13 protein-coding genes and 3 pseudogenes are annotated in these 15,210 nt (G+C 57.5%); 10 read left to right on the forward strand and 6 right to left on the reverse strand.

The window, feature by feature from the left end; all coding sequences use genetic code 11:
• Both istA and istB read left to right on the forward strand, forming a co-directional pair.
• A pseudogene (gene istA / locus CBB63_RS14240) lies at nt 1-1,241 on the forward strand (IS21 family transposase); the annotation flags it as partial.
• Nucleotides 1,231-2,086: pseudogene (istB, locus tag CBB63_RS14245) on the forward strand (IS21-like element helper ATPase IstB). The pseudogenes istA and istB, both read left to right, overlap by 11 nt.
• A gap of 315 nt (nt 2,087-2,401) precedes the next feature.
• On the opposite strand, the gene CBB63_RS14250 reads toward istB, so the two are convergent.
• The 4 genes from CBB63_RS14250 to CBB63_RS14265 form a co-directional block, all read right to left on the reverse strand.
• Nucleotides 2,402-3,430 (reverse strand): IS110 family RNA-guided transposase, encoded by a 1,029-nt coding sequence (locus CBB63_RS14250; protein ID WP_286699618.1) that lies wholly within the window; start codon nt 3,428-3,430, stop codon nt 2,402-2,404.
• Between the two features lie 134 nt (nt 3,431-3,564).
• Nucleotides 3,565-4,287, reverse strand: coding sequence for a hypothetical protein (locus CBB63_RS14255; RefSeq protein ID WP_286699619.1), 723 nt, complete (start codon nt 4,285-4,287; stop codon nt 3,565-3,567).
• A gap of 469 nt (nt 4,288-4,756) precedes the next feature.
• Nucleotides 4,757-6,082, reverse strand: coding sequence for an MFS transporter (locus tag CBB63_RS14260; protein WP_286699620.1), 1,326 nt, complete (start codon nt 6,080-6,082; stop codon nt 4,757-4,759).
• Between the two features lie 7 nt (nt 6,083-6,089).
• Nucleotides 6,090-6,350, reverse strand: coding sequence for a metal-sensing transcriptional repressor (locus CBB63_RS14265; protein WP_286699621.1), 261 nt, complete (start codon nt 6,348-6,350; stop codon nt 6,090-6,092).
• Between the two features lie 498 nt (nt 6,351-6,848).
• Here CBB63_RS14265 and CBB63_RS14270 point away from each other — a divergent pair, with 498 nt between their 5' ends.
• From CBB63_RS14270 to CBB63_RS14290, 5 genes are all read left to right on the forward strand, one after another.
• A complete protein-coding gene (locus tag CBB63_RS14270) occupies nt 6,849-7,577 on the forward strand; it encodes a HupE/UreJ family protein (RefSeq protein ID WP_286699622.1) in 729 nt (242 codons plus the stop codon).
• A gap of 17 nt (nt 7,578-7,594) precedes the next feature.
• Entirely contained in the window at nt 7,595-8,254 is a 660-nt protein-coding gene (locus tag CBB63_RS14275) for a transmembrane anchor protein (protein ID WP_286699623.1), read from the forward strand.
• A gap of 423 nt (nt 8,255-8,677) precedes the next feature.
• Nucleotides 8,678-9,070 (forward strand): MAPEG family protein, encoded by a 393-nt coding sequence (locus CBB63_RS14280; protein WP_286699624.1) that lies wholly within the window; start codon nt 8,678-8,680, stop codon nt 9,068-9,070.
• Between the two features lie 18 nt (nt 9,071-9,088).
• Nucleotides 9,089-9,439 (forward strand): YciI family protein, encoded by a 351-nt coding sequence (locus CBB63_RS14285; protein ID WP_502695945.1) that lies wholly within the window; start codon nt 9,089-9,091, stop codon nt 9,437-9,439.
• A 37-nt stretch (nt 9,440-9,476) separates the two neighbouring features.
• Nucleotides 9,477-10,676, forward strand: a complete 1,200-nt coding sequence (locus CBB63_RS14290; protein WP_502695946.1) for an RNA polymerase sigma factor — start codon at nt 9,477-9,479, stop codon at nt 10,674-10,676.
• Between the two features lie 188 nt (nt 10,677-10,864).
• On the opposite strand, the gene CBB63_RS14295 is transcribed toward CBB63_RS14290, so the two are convergent.
• Both CBB63_RS14295 and CBB63_RS14300 read right to left on the reverse strand, forming a co-directional pair.
• Nucleotides 10,865-12,247 carry an IS1182 family transposase gene (locus CBB63_RS14295; protein WP_286699627.1) on the reverse strand — a complete coding sequence of 461 codons (1,383 nt, stop codon included), beginning with the start codon at nt 12,245-12,247 and terminating at the stop codon, nt 10,865-10,867.
• A 203-nt stretch (nt 12,248-12,450) separates the two neighbouring features.
• Entirely contained in the window at nt 12,451-13,038 is a 588-nt protein-coding gene (locus CBB63_RS14300) for a TetR/AcrR family transcriptional regulator (RefSeq protein ID WP_009824790.1), read from the reverse strand.
• Nucleotides 13,039-13,173: 135 nt separating this feature from the next.
• Between CBB63_RS14300 and CBB63_RS14305 the strand changes: the two genes are divergently transcribed.
• The 3 genes and pseudogenes from CBB63_RS14305 to CBB63_RS14315 all read left to right on the forward strand — a co-directional run.
• Complete coding sequence (locus tag CBB63_RS14305) at nt 13,174-13,677, forward strand: YkgB family protein (RefSeq protein ID WP_037953736.1); 504 nt, start codon at nt 13,174-13,176, stop codon at nt 13,675-13,677.
• Between the two features lie 60 nt (nt 13,678-13,737).
• Nucleotides 13,738-14,010: a glutaredoxin 3 gene (grxC, locus tag CBB63_RS14310; protein ID WP_286699628.1), complete on the forward strand. Its 273-nt coding sequence runs from the start codon at nt 13,738-13,740 to the stop codon at nt 14,008-14,010.
• Between the two features lie 74 nt (nt 14,011-14,084).
• Nucleotides 14,085-15,152, forward strand: a pseudogene (locus tag CBB63_RS14315) (dihydrolipoyl dehydrogenase); the annotation flags it as partial.
• Nucleotides 15,153-15,210 lie beyond the last annotated feature (58 nt).

Below are 15,210 nucleotides of genomic sequence, written 5' to 3' on the forward strand. Positions count from 1 at the left end.
GGTGTTTTCGTGCCGTTGGTCTTTCAGCCGGGCGAGGCGTTCCAATTCGATTGGAGCGAGGACTGGGCCTATGTCGGGGGCGAGCGTCTCAAGCTTCAGGTCGCCCATATCAAGCTGTCCCACAGCCGCGCATTTCTGGTGCGGGCCTATCTGCTGCAAACGCATGAGATGCTGTTCGATGCCCACTGGCATGGCTTTCGGGTGTTTGAGGGTGTTCCGGGGCGTGGCGTCTATGACAACATGAAGACAGCCGTTGACCGGATTGGTGTCGGCAAGAAGCGCGATGTAAACGCACGGTTCCTTGCGATGACCAGCCATTATGTCTTTGACCCTGAGTTCTGCAATCCCGCGGCAGGGTGGAAGAAAGGTCAGGTTGAGAAGAATGTGCGCGACGCCCGCCATCACGCCAAAGGCGTGCCTGCAGCACGACGGCTTTGGCAACTCATGCCCGCCTTTCCGAACCTCAATGCGCTGAATGAATGGCTGGAGGAGCGCTGCAAGCTTCTGTGGACCGAGACACCGCATGGCAGATTGCCTGGCAATATTGCGGATGTCTGGGACGCCGAGAAGGCCGCGCTGATGCCACTGCCCACAATGTTTGACGGCTTTGTCGAGCAGAGCAAGCGGGTGTCCCCCACTTGTCTGATAGCATTCGACCGTAATCGCTACTCAGTGCCTGCCAGCTTTGCGAACCGCCCTGTCAGTCTCCGCATCTATCCTGAACGGCTGGTCATCGTCGCCGAAGGCCATGTGGTCTGCACGCATGAGCGCATTATTGAACGCTCACACCGTCAGCCAGGGCGCGTTATTTATGACTGGCACCATTATCTGGCGGTGGTTCAACGCAAACCCGGCGCGCTGCGCAACGGGGCGCCCTTCGTTGAGATGCCAGAAGGGTTCCGGAAGCTGCAGGATCATATGTTGCGTAGGCCAGGTGGTGACCGCGTCCCTGTCATCGATACTTCGTATCGACTGCCGGTCAATGGATGGTCGACGTCCTGTCCTTGGTGCTCCACCATGACGAACAGGCCGTGCTTTGCGCGGTGGAAATGGCGCTGGAGGCGGGCGTGCCAACAAAAACCCATGTATTGAAGCTATTTCACAGGCTGGTGGATGGCGCACCGGTAGACCAGCCCGATGTGACCCCGCCTGCGGCTCTTTCTTTGAATAAGGAGCCCGAGGCCAATGTCGCACGATATGACGGGCTACGCACCACGGGAGCAACACGTCATGCGTCATGATCCCGCCCGTGCTGCCATCGTCATCATGATGCGCAGCCTGAAGATGCATCACGCCAAAGGCGTGCTTTCAGCACGACGCATGGCTCAGGCCGTGCAGGACCTGCATGAGCAGGGATCGCCCGCTTTCGATGCAGCGATCCCCATGTTGTCGCAGCTGCTTAAGGCCGAGATGGCTGAACGTGAGGTGCGTTCCATCCACTGCCCGGCAGTGCATGTTTACATGCATGAGAGGGGCCTACCACATGAAGGCAGCACGCTTTCCGGCATACAAAGACATCTCTGGCTTCGACTTTGGTGCCAGCGAAGTCCGTGAAGCTTTGGTCCGCCAACTTCACCGATGCGAGTTCATGGAGGCGGCTGAGAATGTAGTGCTGATCGGGGGCCCTGGAACGGGAAAATCACATGTCGCTACCGCCCTCGGCATTCAAGCAATCGAGCATCATCGCAAGCGTGTGCGCTTCTTCTCCACGGTCGAGTTGGTCAATGCGTTGGAGCAGGAAAAGGCCCAAGGCAAGGCAGGAAAGATCGCAGAGGTGCTGGTGAAAGCTGATTTGGTGATCCTCGATGAGCTCGGATATCTGCCGTTCAGCGCTTCCGGTGGCGCGTTGCTGTTACACCTTCTGAGTAAACTCTACGAGCGCACCAGCGTCGTTATCACAACCAACCTGAGCTTTAGTGAATGGGCCAGCGTGTTCGGTGATGCAAAGATGACCACCGCGCTCCTCGACCGCCTCACACATCGTTGCCACATTCTCGAGACCGGCAACGACAGCTATCGGTTCAAGGCCAGCTCGACGACAGCCAAACAAAAACGAAAGGAGAAAGCGGCATTGACGCCATCATAAAGCAAAGAACATAACAACTGGGTGGGTCAAGTCTCGGTGAAAATGCCGGGTCATGTATGGATACCCCCGTTCGCGCAAGATGGTTTTTCGACATAGTGACGTGTGATCGGATGCGGTCATGTATCAGGCCTGTTGTGCGGCAATCATATGACCGCTGGCCGGTATGGAGCTGCGCGGCCTTGATGCAAAATCAGTTCTGCGGGCTCTTGGCCCATTGACCCGGATGCGTTTTCAAAACCGTCGTCACCGATCTTTTGTCCTTACTGTCTATGACCTCCTCACACGCCGACTTCCACTACTGACTGCTCGATACAATCAAGCCGCTGTCAGACGTGGATCTCTGTAATCTACCTTCCGCGTTTCCATCGCCCACAGTGTTCGGGCCATCTTGTTGGCCAGTGCGATCGCCGCCACCTTGCGCGGCTTGCGTAGGAGAATGGAATGTAGCCAAGTCCCTGGGGTTGTTCCTTTGCGGGTTGCCCACCGAATGACCGACATTGCGCCAATTATGAGTAGTCGCCGGATATCCCGTTGCCCCATCTTCGACGTTCGGCCCAAGACCTGTTTGCCGCCAGTAGAATGTTGTCGTGGCACAAGCCCTAACCAAGCAGCGAAATCCCGACTGCGCCTAAAGACACAAAGAGATGGAGCAAAAGCCTCTATCGCCATTGCGGTAATGGGACCAACTCCCGGCATAGTCATCATCCGTGATGAAGCATCAGTTCGGGCGGCTTCTTGTTTCAACGTCGCCTCCAACTTCAAAATGCGAGATGATAGATCATCGATTTGCTCAAGATAGGTGTGAGCTGTTTCGACAACCAAAGGCTCCACTTCAGCTGCGGCCTCGTCAATCAACCGCCGGATATTTGCCAGATTGGACATGCCTTGCGGTGCGATCAGCCCGTGTTCTGCCAGATGCGCACGCAGAGCGTTGATCGTTTGCGTTCTTTGCCGGACGAAAAGATCTCTCGTCCTGAAAACCATAGCACGCGCCTGTTGTTGCGGCGACTTCGGTTCAACAAATCGCATAGTCGGCCGGCTGGCTGCTTCGGCTATGGCTTCTGCATCAGCGGCATCATTCTTTTGGCGCTTTACGAAAGGCTTAACGTACGCAGGTGGCACCAGCCGCACATTGTGTCCCAAAGCACCTATTTCACGGGCCCAGTAATGTGCTGTAGCACAGGCCTCCATCGCCACTACACAGGGCGGCAGGTCCGCGAAAAATGCCAACACCTGGCCCCGAGACAGCTTTTTGCGAATAGCAATGCCGCCATCAGCCGTGGCGCCGTGAACCTGGAAAACCCGCTTTGCCAAATCTAACCCAACGATGGTAACTTGTTCCATGGATGCTTCCTCCTATCAGTGATGTGACCCACATCACCTTGGCACATTGCGATGCCGTCGGGAGGGGGTATCCAACCCATCAGTTCTCGGTGACAATCAACACCCCTGCCCTGCTTACAGAAGGTGAAGAGGCCTCACTGGAGGTGTACCGATTGAAGCATATCGTCAGTGTCTAACTTCAAAACACTGCGCCAGAGCGGGCTTTTAAACACGTGGACAGCGCGCATTTCCGCGCCCTGGTCTTGGGTCGACATCAGCAATCCGGCCCATTCAAGCGGTCGTAAAACGCAGGCCTTAAAGGCGTATATGTCCCGCCTGGCAGCATTGCGGTCACTCTCCGGTTCGCCATAGAACTTTTGGTATAGGGCAACATCGCTGATGCCGTGATCGGCCTCCACGTTGATCACATTTATCCAAACTTCCCAATTACCGAAGGGCTGGTCGTCAAAGCGCGCATAAGAGGAGTGATCTATCTGATGTACAAAATAAGGGATCAATTCGACAAATAAGCGCCCGGGCGATTGGGCCAACTCTTTGCCACGCTTGGTGAGCCGGAACTCGTCTTTGAAGTGGCGACCAAGGCGTAATTCAATCAGCAGGAAGTGCAGCACTTCGAGCGGCGCGTAGTCAGCTTCGTTGATCACCTTATGATAACGGAACACCTCATCCGCACCTTCTCCTGGCCAGTCAAAATTCTGTACGGCCCAATGAACGAAGGTACGCTTGAACGCCTTGTTTTTGGTAATCCCGATCGATCCGTGTTCCTGCGTATATTGCAAGGTCAGAAGAGCTGCCCGTAGCAACGGTGACTGTAAAAGGTCGGGGTGGTCGTCAGCGAGGGTTTGGTATTCGATCATACCCGAAAGGTGTCATACACCGAACCGCTGCGCCATGATATTCGCGTAAGCTGTATGGACTAGTATTGTTACTGTCTTAATCTCGGAACGGAAGTTAGAACTGAGTAGCCATATACTTATCGGGCGGATACCGGTCATTCGCTGCGATCTTCACCAGGGTCTGCACTGCGGACTTTGCTGCCGTTCGCTGCGGACGCACAGTTGCATTGTAGTTGGTAAAACCATGTGGAGGAAGGGCTAAGCCGACCCTACACTGCGTTATAGATCAATACCCACTGTACCCGTTTCTGGAGACCGGGAACCAGCGGTGACATGTTATGTAATTGAGATATTGGACCCAGAGCCAGTTGATCGCCAAGCCGAACAAATTTCCCATCGCCGCGATCCAGATAAGAAGCGGGGAGGGTATGAGCCAGACGAACGAGACACCCGAAAGGACCGCAAAGAAGCGAGCCGGAGCGTCAATACATCAGCTGAGATTTGGCCAATGGGGATGAAGGTCGTCAATAATGAATTCGTGATGGTGAAGTTTGTTTCGCTTTCCCTGAAGATGAGGGTGGTTCACAGGCAGGTCTGGGTGGCTATGCGTCAGATGGTGCGGCATATCAGCAGGCCAGAACCGCAGCGCCACCGCAATGCCGACAGTCGCAACGATAGCCAAGACCATGAGTGTGGGAACTGTCCCGTATGTGGTCATCAGCCAACCTGCGAGGGGATAGGTGAGGAGCCAGCAGGCGTGGGAAAGCGCGAATTGCGCCGCGAAAATTGCTGGCCGGTCTTCGGGATGAGCGGAGCGGCGCAGAAGACGGCCAGATGGGGTTAATACGGCCGAGTTACCCAAACCGATCACCAGCCAGACAGCTAACAGCAATGGCCAACTTAATCCTATAGATATGACTAAGACCGCAATGGTGAACAGCGCCGCGACCATGAGCCAAGCGCCTGTCAGCATCACTGGCCTGTCGGGGAATCTATCCAGCAGCTTCGGCAGGGCAAGTGCCGAGATCATGCTGCCCGCCCCGAAAGCGAACATGCTCCAAGCCAAGGCGGTATCGTCCAGCCCGAGCTGCCCACGCACCAGAACGACCGTGTTGACCAAAACCATGGCCCCCGCGCTTGACACGGCCAAGCTGAGGCCCAGCAGGCCACGTAGACGCGGTGTTGCGAGGTAGATGCGAATGCCTCTTGTGGTGCGGTCATACACTCCGCGTGGCTCTGCAGCCTTGGGACTGGGCAAGATGACCGAGACCACAAGCAGGGCCGAGGCCACGAAGCCTGCGACCGTTCCCAAAAACAGCGCATTGTAGCTCATCACCGCCAGCAGCACAGCAGCCAGCGCGGGCGAGATGATGTTCTCCAGATCATAGGCCAGCCGCGAGAGCGACAGCGCTCGGGTATAGCGATCTTCTTCTGGAAGCACGTCCGGGATTGTCGCCTGAAATGTTGGCGTGAAGGCAGCAGAGGCCGATTGCAGCAGGAAGATCAGGACATAGACCTGCCAGACCTCGGTCACGAAAGGCAGGGCCAGCGCCACCGCCGCGCGCAAGAGATCCAGCGATACCAACATCGCGCGGCGCGGCAGCCGGTCGGTAAAGGCACCCGCGATCGGAGCAATTCCGACATAGGCAACCATCTTGATCGTAAAAACGGTGCCGAGCACCATCGCGGCCCGTTCTCCGGACAGATCGTATGCCAAAAGGCCAAGCGCCATCGTCGCTAATCCGGTCCCAAGAAGTGCTACGACTTGGGCCAGAAAGAGATGCCGGTAAGTGCGATCCGATAGAACAGCCAGCATATATCCCTCAAAGATAGCGGGTGATGGTTTTGAGTTCGGCGCGGTCGCTGGCGGAGCCGTCGACTTCAAGACAATGATCAATGTGATCGTGGATTAGAACTCGCTTCGCGTTGGTCACCGCCTTCTCGACGGCCTGAAGCTGCTGTGCGACATCCACGCAGGGTTTGCCTTCCTCTAACATTGTAATAACCGCACGCAGGTGCCCATCGGCACGTTTCAGCCGGGCAATGAGGGCGGGATGACTTGCATGAATATGTGTGTTTGACATACTAAGACCCTATCCCCCTCGGGGGGATAGGGCAAGACGGCGAAGCCGCCCAGAATGATAGGCAAGAGGCAGATAGCACGAATGCAGTTTTTGCGGACAACCGGACAAGCCGCTTTCGCGATGCTTCTCTGCGTGGCCGTGCTGCTCTGGTCTGTCGTGCCGACGTCGTCGCATGTCCCCGCTGTGCTGGATGTCCTCCAAGAAAACGAGCAGATGATCTTAGATCATGGGCATTCTCATGGTTTGGAAGAAGACCTCGCATGGGCCATGCACGGCCATAGTCATGACAGTGCGGACCATGATCATAGCCAGGCCGTGGTGCTGGCTCCTGAGCCGAATATCCGGCCTGTTGAGGTTGTCCGGGCTGCGTGGCGCCTAAGTGCCGCTTCGGCAAATATCTCAAGGGTGTATTCGATCGAAAGACCTCCGCGCGCGTGATCCCCAGTGCCATGTCGGCACTCTCATTCCGATCACAACCTTATTTGCGGAGTTCACTTCATGAACACAGTCCAACGGGGCTGGACCGATCTTGGCACACGCCGGGTCGCGATCTTGTCCCTCATCACGATAACTTTACTCATCCTGAGCGCAGGCCATGCCTTGGCTCATAATGTCACCCCCGGCGACGCGGGGTATATCCAAGAGATATGGGGGGTGAACATCATTCCCTTCATGTATCTCGGTGCCAAACACATGGTGACGGGTTACGACCATATCCTGTTCCTGCTGGGTGTCGTCTTCTTCCTCTACAAGATGAAAGACGTCGGTATTTATGTCAGCATTTTCGCCGTGGGGCATTCGACCACGATGCTGGCGGGGGTCTGGTTCGGCTGGGGCGTCAACGCCTATATCGTTGACGCTATCATCGGCCTGTCGGTCGTCTATAAGGCGCTCGATAACCTTGGCGCCTATCAACGCTGGTTCGGTGTGCAGCCCAACACAAAAGCCGCCACGCTGATCTTCGGCTTTTTCCACGGGACCGGCCTCGCGACCAAGATCCTCGACTACGATATCGCTTCGGATGGCCTTCTGGCCAACCTTCTGGCGTTCAACGTTGGCGTCGAACTGGGCCAATTGATGGCGCTCGGCGTCATCCTTATCGTCATGGGGTTTTGGCGGAAATCCCCCAACTTCTTCCGCCAAGCCTACACCGCCAACGTCGTTATGATGTCCATGGGGTTCATCCTGATGGGCTTGCAAATCACCGGCTACTTCGTAGCAACCTGAAAAAATAGGAGACCAATATGTTCAATGCAGAAAAACCAAGCCTCGACGAGCTTCCCTCCTCCCGCCAACTGCTCCGCTCGACAGCCATTGCCGCAGCCAGCGCAGTCGCTATCCTCGTGACCGTTGTGCTACCGGCCGAATATGACATCGACCCGACCGGGATCGGTGGCGTGCTTGGCCTTGCAGAGATGGGGGAGATTAAAACCCAGCTTGCCGCAGAGGCCGAGGCCGATCGCCTCATGGAGTTGGAAGCCCAGCAAGAAGCGCTGCGCAGCCAGCAAGAGTCGAGCCTGTTGAATGACTTCCTCGGCATCTTTGTCGGCGCAGCCCATGCCCAGGAAGTGACAGCCGAGCCAGGAAAGGAATGGCGCGACGAGATCACGTTCACTCTCGCNCCNGGTGANACCGCAGAATGGAAACTNGTCATGGAAGAGGGGCAAGTGGCTGAGTTTGTTATGCTGGTCAAAGGAGGTCGGGTGAACTTCGANCTGCACGGTCATGGTTCAGGCCAATCAGAGACCTATGAGAAGGGCCGTGGTTCTNCTGGTGCCGAAGGTGAGATCAAAGCGTCTTTCGCTGGCGAACACGGTTGGTTCTGGCGCAACCGCGACGATGAGGACGTTACCGTAACCGTCAAGGTGCGGGGCGAATACGCTGAGTTCAAAGACGCAAGCTGAAGATCTGACTGCCAGCGCATGCAATGGATGCGCTGGCAACCATTTTTAGTTGCTGAACAATGCCAGCCTTGGGATCTCCCCCGCAAACGCGATGCTGTTATTGCAGAACGTCTTTGGCTCGACGTGGTAAATAAGGGCTCAAACCGGTCCTTCGCCGCGTGTGGCATGAAGGTCCGGTAAGNGCCGGAAGCGGCGTCGAGCCAAGGTCGACCAAGGACTTGCCGACGCCGCACCGCCGCATGNCCGCTTNGAGCCCATAGCCGACCTTCNAGACAAATCCGTTAAGCGTCTCCTTTTATCGAGATCACCGTCGAAAACCGCCGAGCTTTGTCCGCGATTGAACAGAAAATTTGAAGCGCATGTCGAAATCCACCCGGCCCGAGCGTCCTAAGGGTATCGAAACCCTAAAAGAAAGGACCTTCCATGGTCTTCACGATCACCCCGCTCTACGCGTTGGCCGCTGCCGTCATCTACCTTGTCCTCTTTATGCGCGTGTCAGCGCTCCGTGGCAAAACCGGCATATCAACTGGCGAAGGCGGCAATGCGCTTCTGCTGCAACGCATCCGTCAGCATGGAAACTGCGCCGAGTGGTGCAGCTTTNTGCTTATCCTNATGATCCTGGCCGAAGGGGCGGGCGTCGCGCCACTGTGGCTGCATGCCGCCGGTGCATTGCTGATCNTGGGNCGCATCGCCCACCCCTTCGGGCTCGCCATTGACAACGCCGNTCATCCGCTTCGCTATATCGGCAATGGAACCAACATCACCGCCGCCTTGATCGCCATGGTCGGCATCGCCNTTCAAGCCCTTGCATTCTGAGAGTTCATAATGAAGTACATGCTTTTGATCTACAATGATCCCGCACAACAGCCCAAGTTNGGCACGCCCGAATTTGACCAGTTCATGANGGGGTATTTCGCCGCCAACGAACGAATGAANTCGGACGGCGTTCTGATCNCTGGTGAAGCTTTGCAGGGNGTCGAAACNGCCACTTCGCTGCGTCGAAAGGCCGGCAAGGTGGAGACGATGGATGGCCCCTTTGCCGAAACGCGCGAATATCTCGGGGGCTATTACGTCATCGAGGCGCCCGACCTCGACGCCGCATTGACCTATGCTGCGTTGATCCCGTCGGCCGATTTCGGCACCATCGAAGTCCGCCCCCTCATGGACTANAACCCGGCGGGCTGAACGGATGCCGCAGGCCATTCCCGGACCGGCCCATGCCATGGCGGCGGCNGCCTTGCTTGACCGCACCATCCAGACNGATCGAAGCAGGCTTGTGGCCATTCTTNCGGCAAGCCTGCGCGACATCACCCTTGCCGAAGATGTCCTGCAGGAGGCCGCCGTTTCGGCCCTGACCCATTGGGGGCGAAACGGTCCGCCTGCCTCGCCTGCAGGCTGGTTGTTGAAGGTTGCGCAGCGNAAGGCGATAGACAGGTTGCGGAAGACGTCGCGCCATACGCGGGTAACAGAGGCATTGGCCCTACTGNCCAACGACGACCTGATGCCTGACCAAGACTTCATCCCAGATGAACGCCTGCGCCTGATCTTCGCCTGTTGCCACCCCGCGCTTGAGCCAAAGTCGCGCGTTGCCCTCACACTGCGAACGGTATGCGGCTTGACAACAGTCGAGATCGCACGGGCGTTCCTTGACGCGGACACCACTATGGGTCAGCGCCTGTCCCGTGCCAAGGCCAAGATTGCGGCGACCGGTATTCCGTTCGCCATCCCCGGTCCCGATCAATGGGCGGAGCGCCTGAATGCNGTTTTGACGGCGGTCTACCTGATTTTCACAACGGGCTANGTCAACCGTCNNGATGAGACNCGCGATCTGTGCCACGANGCAGAGTTTNTGGCGCGTCTGATCAATCAACTCCGCCCTGATGATCCAGAGATNGAAGGGGCGCTGGCAATGATCTTGCTGATTGGGGCGCGTCGTTTCGCGAGGGTGTCACCCGACGGAGCAAGCTTGCCTCCTGATGAACAGGATCGCGGGTTATGGGATGCTGANAAGATAGCCGAAGGTCGGCANNTTCTGGAAACAGCTGTGCGCCGGCACGCTCCGGGGCCGTTCCAGATCAAGGCAGCCATTTCAGATTGTCACATGTCGCATCCCGGGCCGGATTGGCCGCAGATCGCGGCACTCTACGCAGCTTTGTGGCGGTTCGAGCCCACACCGGTCGTGGGTTTGAACGGGGCCGTTGCGATCGCGCGTGCCGGAGACCTGACACGTGGGCTGTCATTGATAGAAGACCTCAAAGAGGCGTTGTCGGACTACCAGCCCTGGCACGCCGCCCGGGCAGACCTGCTTGCCAGATCCGGGAACGTCGACGCTGCGCGAGAGGCTTACGCTCAAGCCATCGAAAGAGCGACAACGGACGCCGACGCCCTGTTTCTCAGGAGGCGCCTGAACGAGATCCGTTGACTGCAGAGGCAACCCGATGCGGCAATAGAGACGGGACGTCACCAGAAGCGCGCTTCTGTTCGGTCATTCAGGGAGGCTGCAGCGAATGCCGGCTTCGAGCCCATTCCGTTGAAAAACTCACTGACTTTGGAGCTTTGTCTCAAGCTATCGCTTTGATTTCTTTTGGATGCGCGAGACTTGATGGCTCCTCATCCTTTGGCTGGTATCATGGGCTTGAGTTTGGCCATTTTTCGGAGGTTTTGGGCGGTGGCGGCGAGAGTGAATTCATCCTGAACGCCACAGGGCCCTCGTAATCGGAGCCGTCCCAGACCGAGAATGCGTTTGAGGTGGGCGAAGAGCATCTCGACTTTCTTGCGGCGCGCCTGAGCCTTTGGATTGAACTCCGGGGCCGTGCATTGGCGGGCAAACTCCCGGACCTCCTCGAACCGCTCGCGGGTGACGGAACGTGCATCGACCTTCGGACAGCACCTCTCCTTTGCAGGGCAGATGCTGCAAACCATCTTGCTGGCGCGGTATTTGCGGCGGCCTGTTCGCGGCTGCTTGTTGCGTGGGTCCTTGTGGTATTGCCGAGTGCGCTTCAACTCTTTGCCTTCGGGACAAAGATACCTGTCATTGTCGGGATCCCAGGTGAAGTCGGACCGCGACCACGTTCCATCCTGGCGTTTCGATTTGTCAAAGACAGGGATGAACGGCAGGATTTGTCGATCCAACGCGAGCCAGGCGAGGTTCTCTTCAGAGCCGTAGGCGGTGTCAGCCGCAACCCAGTCCGGCTTCAGCCCGAAGCATTCGCTTGTCCGGTCGATCATGCGGCGTGATGCGCCCACTTCAGCTGTTTTGACGGACCTGCTCGCTTCAACATCGACAATGATCCCGTGATCTGTGTCGATCAGGTAATTGTCCGAATAGGCAAAGAACGCAGGGCCTTTCCGGGCTGCCGTCCATTGGCTCGCAGGGTCGACGTGGGCTGTGAACTTCGGCTTCACCTCGCTGGCGGCCCCAAAGGCTTCGTCATCCAATACATCCAGATACTCGCGCACCGCGCGTGGCGCATCAGTAGGGTCAACATCGCGCGCCGCCCAGTCCTCGGGATTGCTGGAGTTCTGCTTCTGGACATCCACGACAATCAGACTGGCATCGACCGCAAAGCCCTGTCCTCCAACCAACCCTTCCGACATGCAACGCGCGACAGTCGTCTCAAAAACATGGCGCAACAAGTCGCTCTCGCGGAAGCGTCCGTGCCTGTTCTTGGAGAAAGTAGAATGGTCCGGGATGCGATCTGTCAGATCGAGACGACAGAACCACCGGTAAGCCAGGTTCAAATGCCCCTCTTCACAGAGCCGCCGTTCTGACCGGATGCCGAAGCAATACCCAACCAACAGCATCCGGATCAGCAGTTCAGGATCGACCGACGGCCGACCCGTGTGGTTGTAGAAATCCGCCAGATGTGCGCGGATGGTGCTGAGATCAACGAAACGATCAATCGACCGCAGCAGGTGATCGTGAGGAACGTGACCTTCCAGCGAGAACTCGTAGAATAGCGAAGCTTGCGCTTCCTGCCTCGGTCCCATCATCGCAAATCCTCCCGCTCGCTGAGAGAATTGAATCAGGCGCTCGCACCCCAATCAACCAAGAGTTTTTCAACGGAATCAGCCCATAGTGCCGGATGCTGCGCTTTGCACGAACGTCCAGTTTTCGAGACGCAGCCAAAAACGTGTCAAAATTAAGCGGAGATTTGCCAAGGGTTTGTGGCACGTGGCATTTTGCAGCAGTCCGTCTAACCAGTCAGATTCTCCAGAACGGCGATCTTGGCCATTTCAAGGTCTTCGTTCTTCATGCCCGACCGGGCCATGACGCGTAGGCCAGAGTATACCGTGAGAACAAGCTGCGCGTGCTGCGCGGTTGCGTCGTCGTCTTGGTCCGGCCTGTCGGCGTTCAACGCCTCAGTGATTGCTGACCGCATCTTGGCGTAGCCGCGCAGAACAACCGCACCGGTCTTTGGGTCCAAGGACGCGCGGTCTGCTGCGGCATTGCACAGAAAACAGCCACGCCTGTCGGCATTGTCACGCACGGCTGTGATCGGGGCGGACAGGAACGCGTTGATGCGTTCCAACGGGGGGCGATCACCAGCGCGCAGGATTGCAACGGCTGAATCGACCATAAGCGCCTCGTACCGCGCCAGCGCCTTGAGATACATCTCTTGTTTGTTGCCAAATGCGGAATAGAGGCTCGCCTTGCCCATGCCTGTGGCCGCGATGATATCGCTCAGACCTGTGCCCTCGTACCCATTCTCCCAGAAAAGCTGCATGATCTTCGAGAGTACTTCGTCGGGGTCAAATTCCCTGGGGCGACCGGGTTGCTGCATGTGAAATGTTCCTCGCGAAGCTGTGACATTCTAATTATTGACCGATCGGTCTTTATCTCTTAGGTCTGGGTCATCGGCACTGACGCCGCACAGCTATACCAAATTTAAGACCGATTGGTCAAGAAGGAGACGCACATGACATACGCAACCGACAAAGCAACCCCGGCCACGGATCTTTCAACCTTTGCCGATAATGTAACATTCGCTGGCGTGCACACGCTGCGCTTTTCCACCGCCATCGTATTGGGCTGGATCGGTGCGATGAAATTCACCGCCTACGAAGCGGGTGCCATTGAGGGGCTGGTCGCCTCCAGCCCATTGACGAACTGGCTTTACAGCGTGTTCAGCCTGCAAGGCGCGTCCAACCTGATCGGCACCGCAGAAATCGCAACCGCCGCGCTGATCGTCATCGGTGCGAAATTCCCCAAGGCAGCCCTGCTTGGCGCGCTCGGTGCGCTTGCGACCTTCCTTGTCACCGCCAGCTTTTTGTTCACGGCACCCGTGACCGAGCCGAGCCTTGGTGGCTTTCCGGCCCTGTCCGTCGTCCCGGGTCAGTTCCTGCTCAAGGACATCGTTTTGTTGGCAGGTGCGCTTTTCCTGACGGGTGACGCCCTCAAGCGGATCGCCAGAAACAACTGAGCTGCACACTTGCCCGCGCCATCGAGGCGCGGGCATTCCGTACGCTAAAGGAGAAAGACCATGACCGCCAAAGTTACCCTCTACACCAAAGACTATTGCCCACACTGCAAGGCCGCCAAAGCCTTACTGAAATCCAAGGGGATCATCTTTGAAAATTATGAAGTTTCGACCGACCCTTTGCTGCGCGCTGAAATGATCGCCCGCAGCGGCGGGCGCAGAACGGTCCCGCAAATCTTCATCGGGGAGTTCCATGTGGGCGGAAACAGTGATCTTGTGGCACTCAATGCGGCTGGCAACCTTGACCCGCTGTTGGGCCTTGGGGAACCTGTCTGACCTAAAAGAAGAAGGACAAAGCAATGACCCAGTATGATGTTGATGTCGCCATCCTGGGCGCAGGGACTTCCGGGATGGCCGCCTTTCGCGAGGTTGTGAAACACACCGACCGCGTGGCCTTGATTGACGGTGGTCCGCTCGGGACGACCTGCGCACGTGTTGGCTGCATGCCTTCTAAGTTGCTGATCGCTGCCGCAGATGCAGCACATGAAGCCCGCCATACGGACAAATTTGGCGTGTCCACCGGTGAGGTCACGATCGACGGTGTGGCCGTGATGGACCGCGTGCGCCGCGAACGCGACCGGTTTGTCGGCTTCGTCAATGATGCCGTGGACAGTTTTGAGGATCGCCATTTGATCCGGCAACACGCGCGCTTCATCGACGACACCACGTTGGAGCTTGCCGATGGCAGCCGTCTGACGGCGCGCACTGTCATCATCGCCACAGGGTCTCGCCCCATCGTGCCGCCCCCGTTCAAAACGGCAGGCGACCGGTTGATCGTCAATGACGATGTTTTTGACTGGCAGGATCTGCCGCGTTCGGCAGCCGTCTTTGGCGCGGGTGTCATCGGGTTAGAACTGGGTCAGGCGCTGTCACGGCTTGGCGTGCGCGTGCACCTGTTTGGCCTTGGCAACTCCGTCGGCCCCCTGAGTGATCCCGACCTCGTGGCCTATGCAAGGGACACGTTCAAGTCCGAGTTTGCCGCGCATTTTGATGCGGACACGCAGATTTCCCGTGATGGCGACAAGGTCGTTGTACGCTGGACCGACAAGGGCAATGCTGCTGACACGGGAGAGGAACGCTTCGATGTCCTGCTGGCGGCCACTGGTCGCCGTCCCAACCTGGACACCATCGGCGTCGAAAACACCTCACTGATCCTGGATGAACGGGGCGCACCGCGTCACGATCACATGTCGATGCGCGCCGACACGGCGGGGGACGGGTTGTCCTCGATCTTCGTAACCGGCGACGCTGCCATCGAGTTGCCGTTGCTGCACGAGGCAGCAGATGAAGGCCGCATCGCAGGCGAAAACGCCGCGCGCTATCCAGAGGTCTATCGCCGCGCCCGGCGCACTGGTTTGGGTGTCGTCTTTTCCGATCCACAGATTGCCATCGCCGGGCGTGGACAAGGTGATCTCACGAAGGATGGGATCGACTTTGCCTATGGCGAGGTTTCGTTCGAAGACCAGGGGCGCGCGC

The sequence above is a fragment of the Sulfitobacter sp. TMED3 genome (assembly GCF_002167505.1).
GTDB classification, from domain to species: Bacteria; Pseudomonadota; Alphaproteobacteria; order Rhodobacterales; family Rhodobacteraceae; genus Sulfitobacter; species Sulfitobacter pontiacus.

Coding starts and splice junctions, on each gene's coding strand:
- CBB63_RS14260 (WP_286699620.1), bottom strand. CDS start 6,082: ATGCTGGCTGTTCTATCGGATCGCACTTACCGGCATCTCTTTCTGGCC.
- CBB63_RS14250 (WP_286699618.1), bottom strand. CDS start 3,430: ATGGAACAAGTTACCATCGTTGGGTTAGATTTGGCAAAGCGGGTTTTC.
- CBB63_RS14295 (WP_286699627.1), bottom strand. CDS start 12,247: ATGATGGGACCGAGGCAGGAAGCGCAAGCTTCGCTATTCTACGAGTTC.
- grxC (WP_286699628.1), top strand. CDS start 13,738: ATGACCGCCAAAGTTACCCTCTACACCAAAGACTATTGCCCACACTGC.
- CBB63_RS14305 (WP_037953736.1), top strand. CDS start 13,174: ATGACATACGCAACCGACAAAGCAACCCCGGCCACGGATCTTTCAACC.
- CBB63_RS14265 (WP_286699621.1), bottom strand. CDS start 6,350: ATGTCAAACACACATATTCATGCAAGTCATCCCGCCCTCATTGCCCGG.
- CBB63_RS14300 (WP_009824790.1), bottom strand. CDS start 13,038: ATGCAGCAACCCGGTCGCCCCAGGGAATTTGACCCCGACGAAGTACTC.
- CBB63_RS14255 (WP_286699619.1), bottom strand. CDS start 4,287: ATGATCGAATACCAAACCCTCGCTGACGACCACCCCGACCTTTTACAG.
- CBB63_RS14270 (WP_286699622.1), top strand. CDS start 6,849: ATGAACACAGTCCAACGGGGCTGGACCGATCTTGGCACACGCCGGGTC.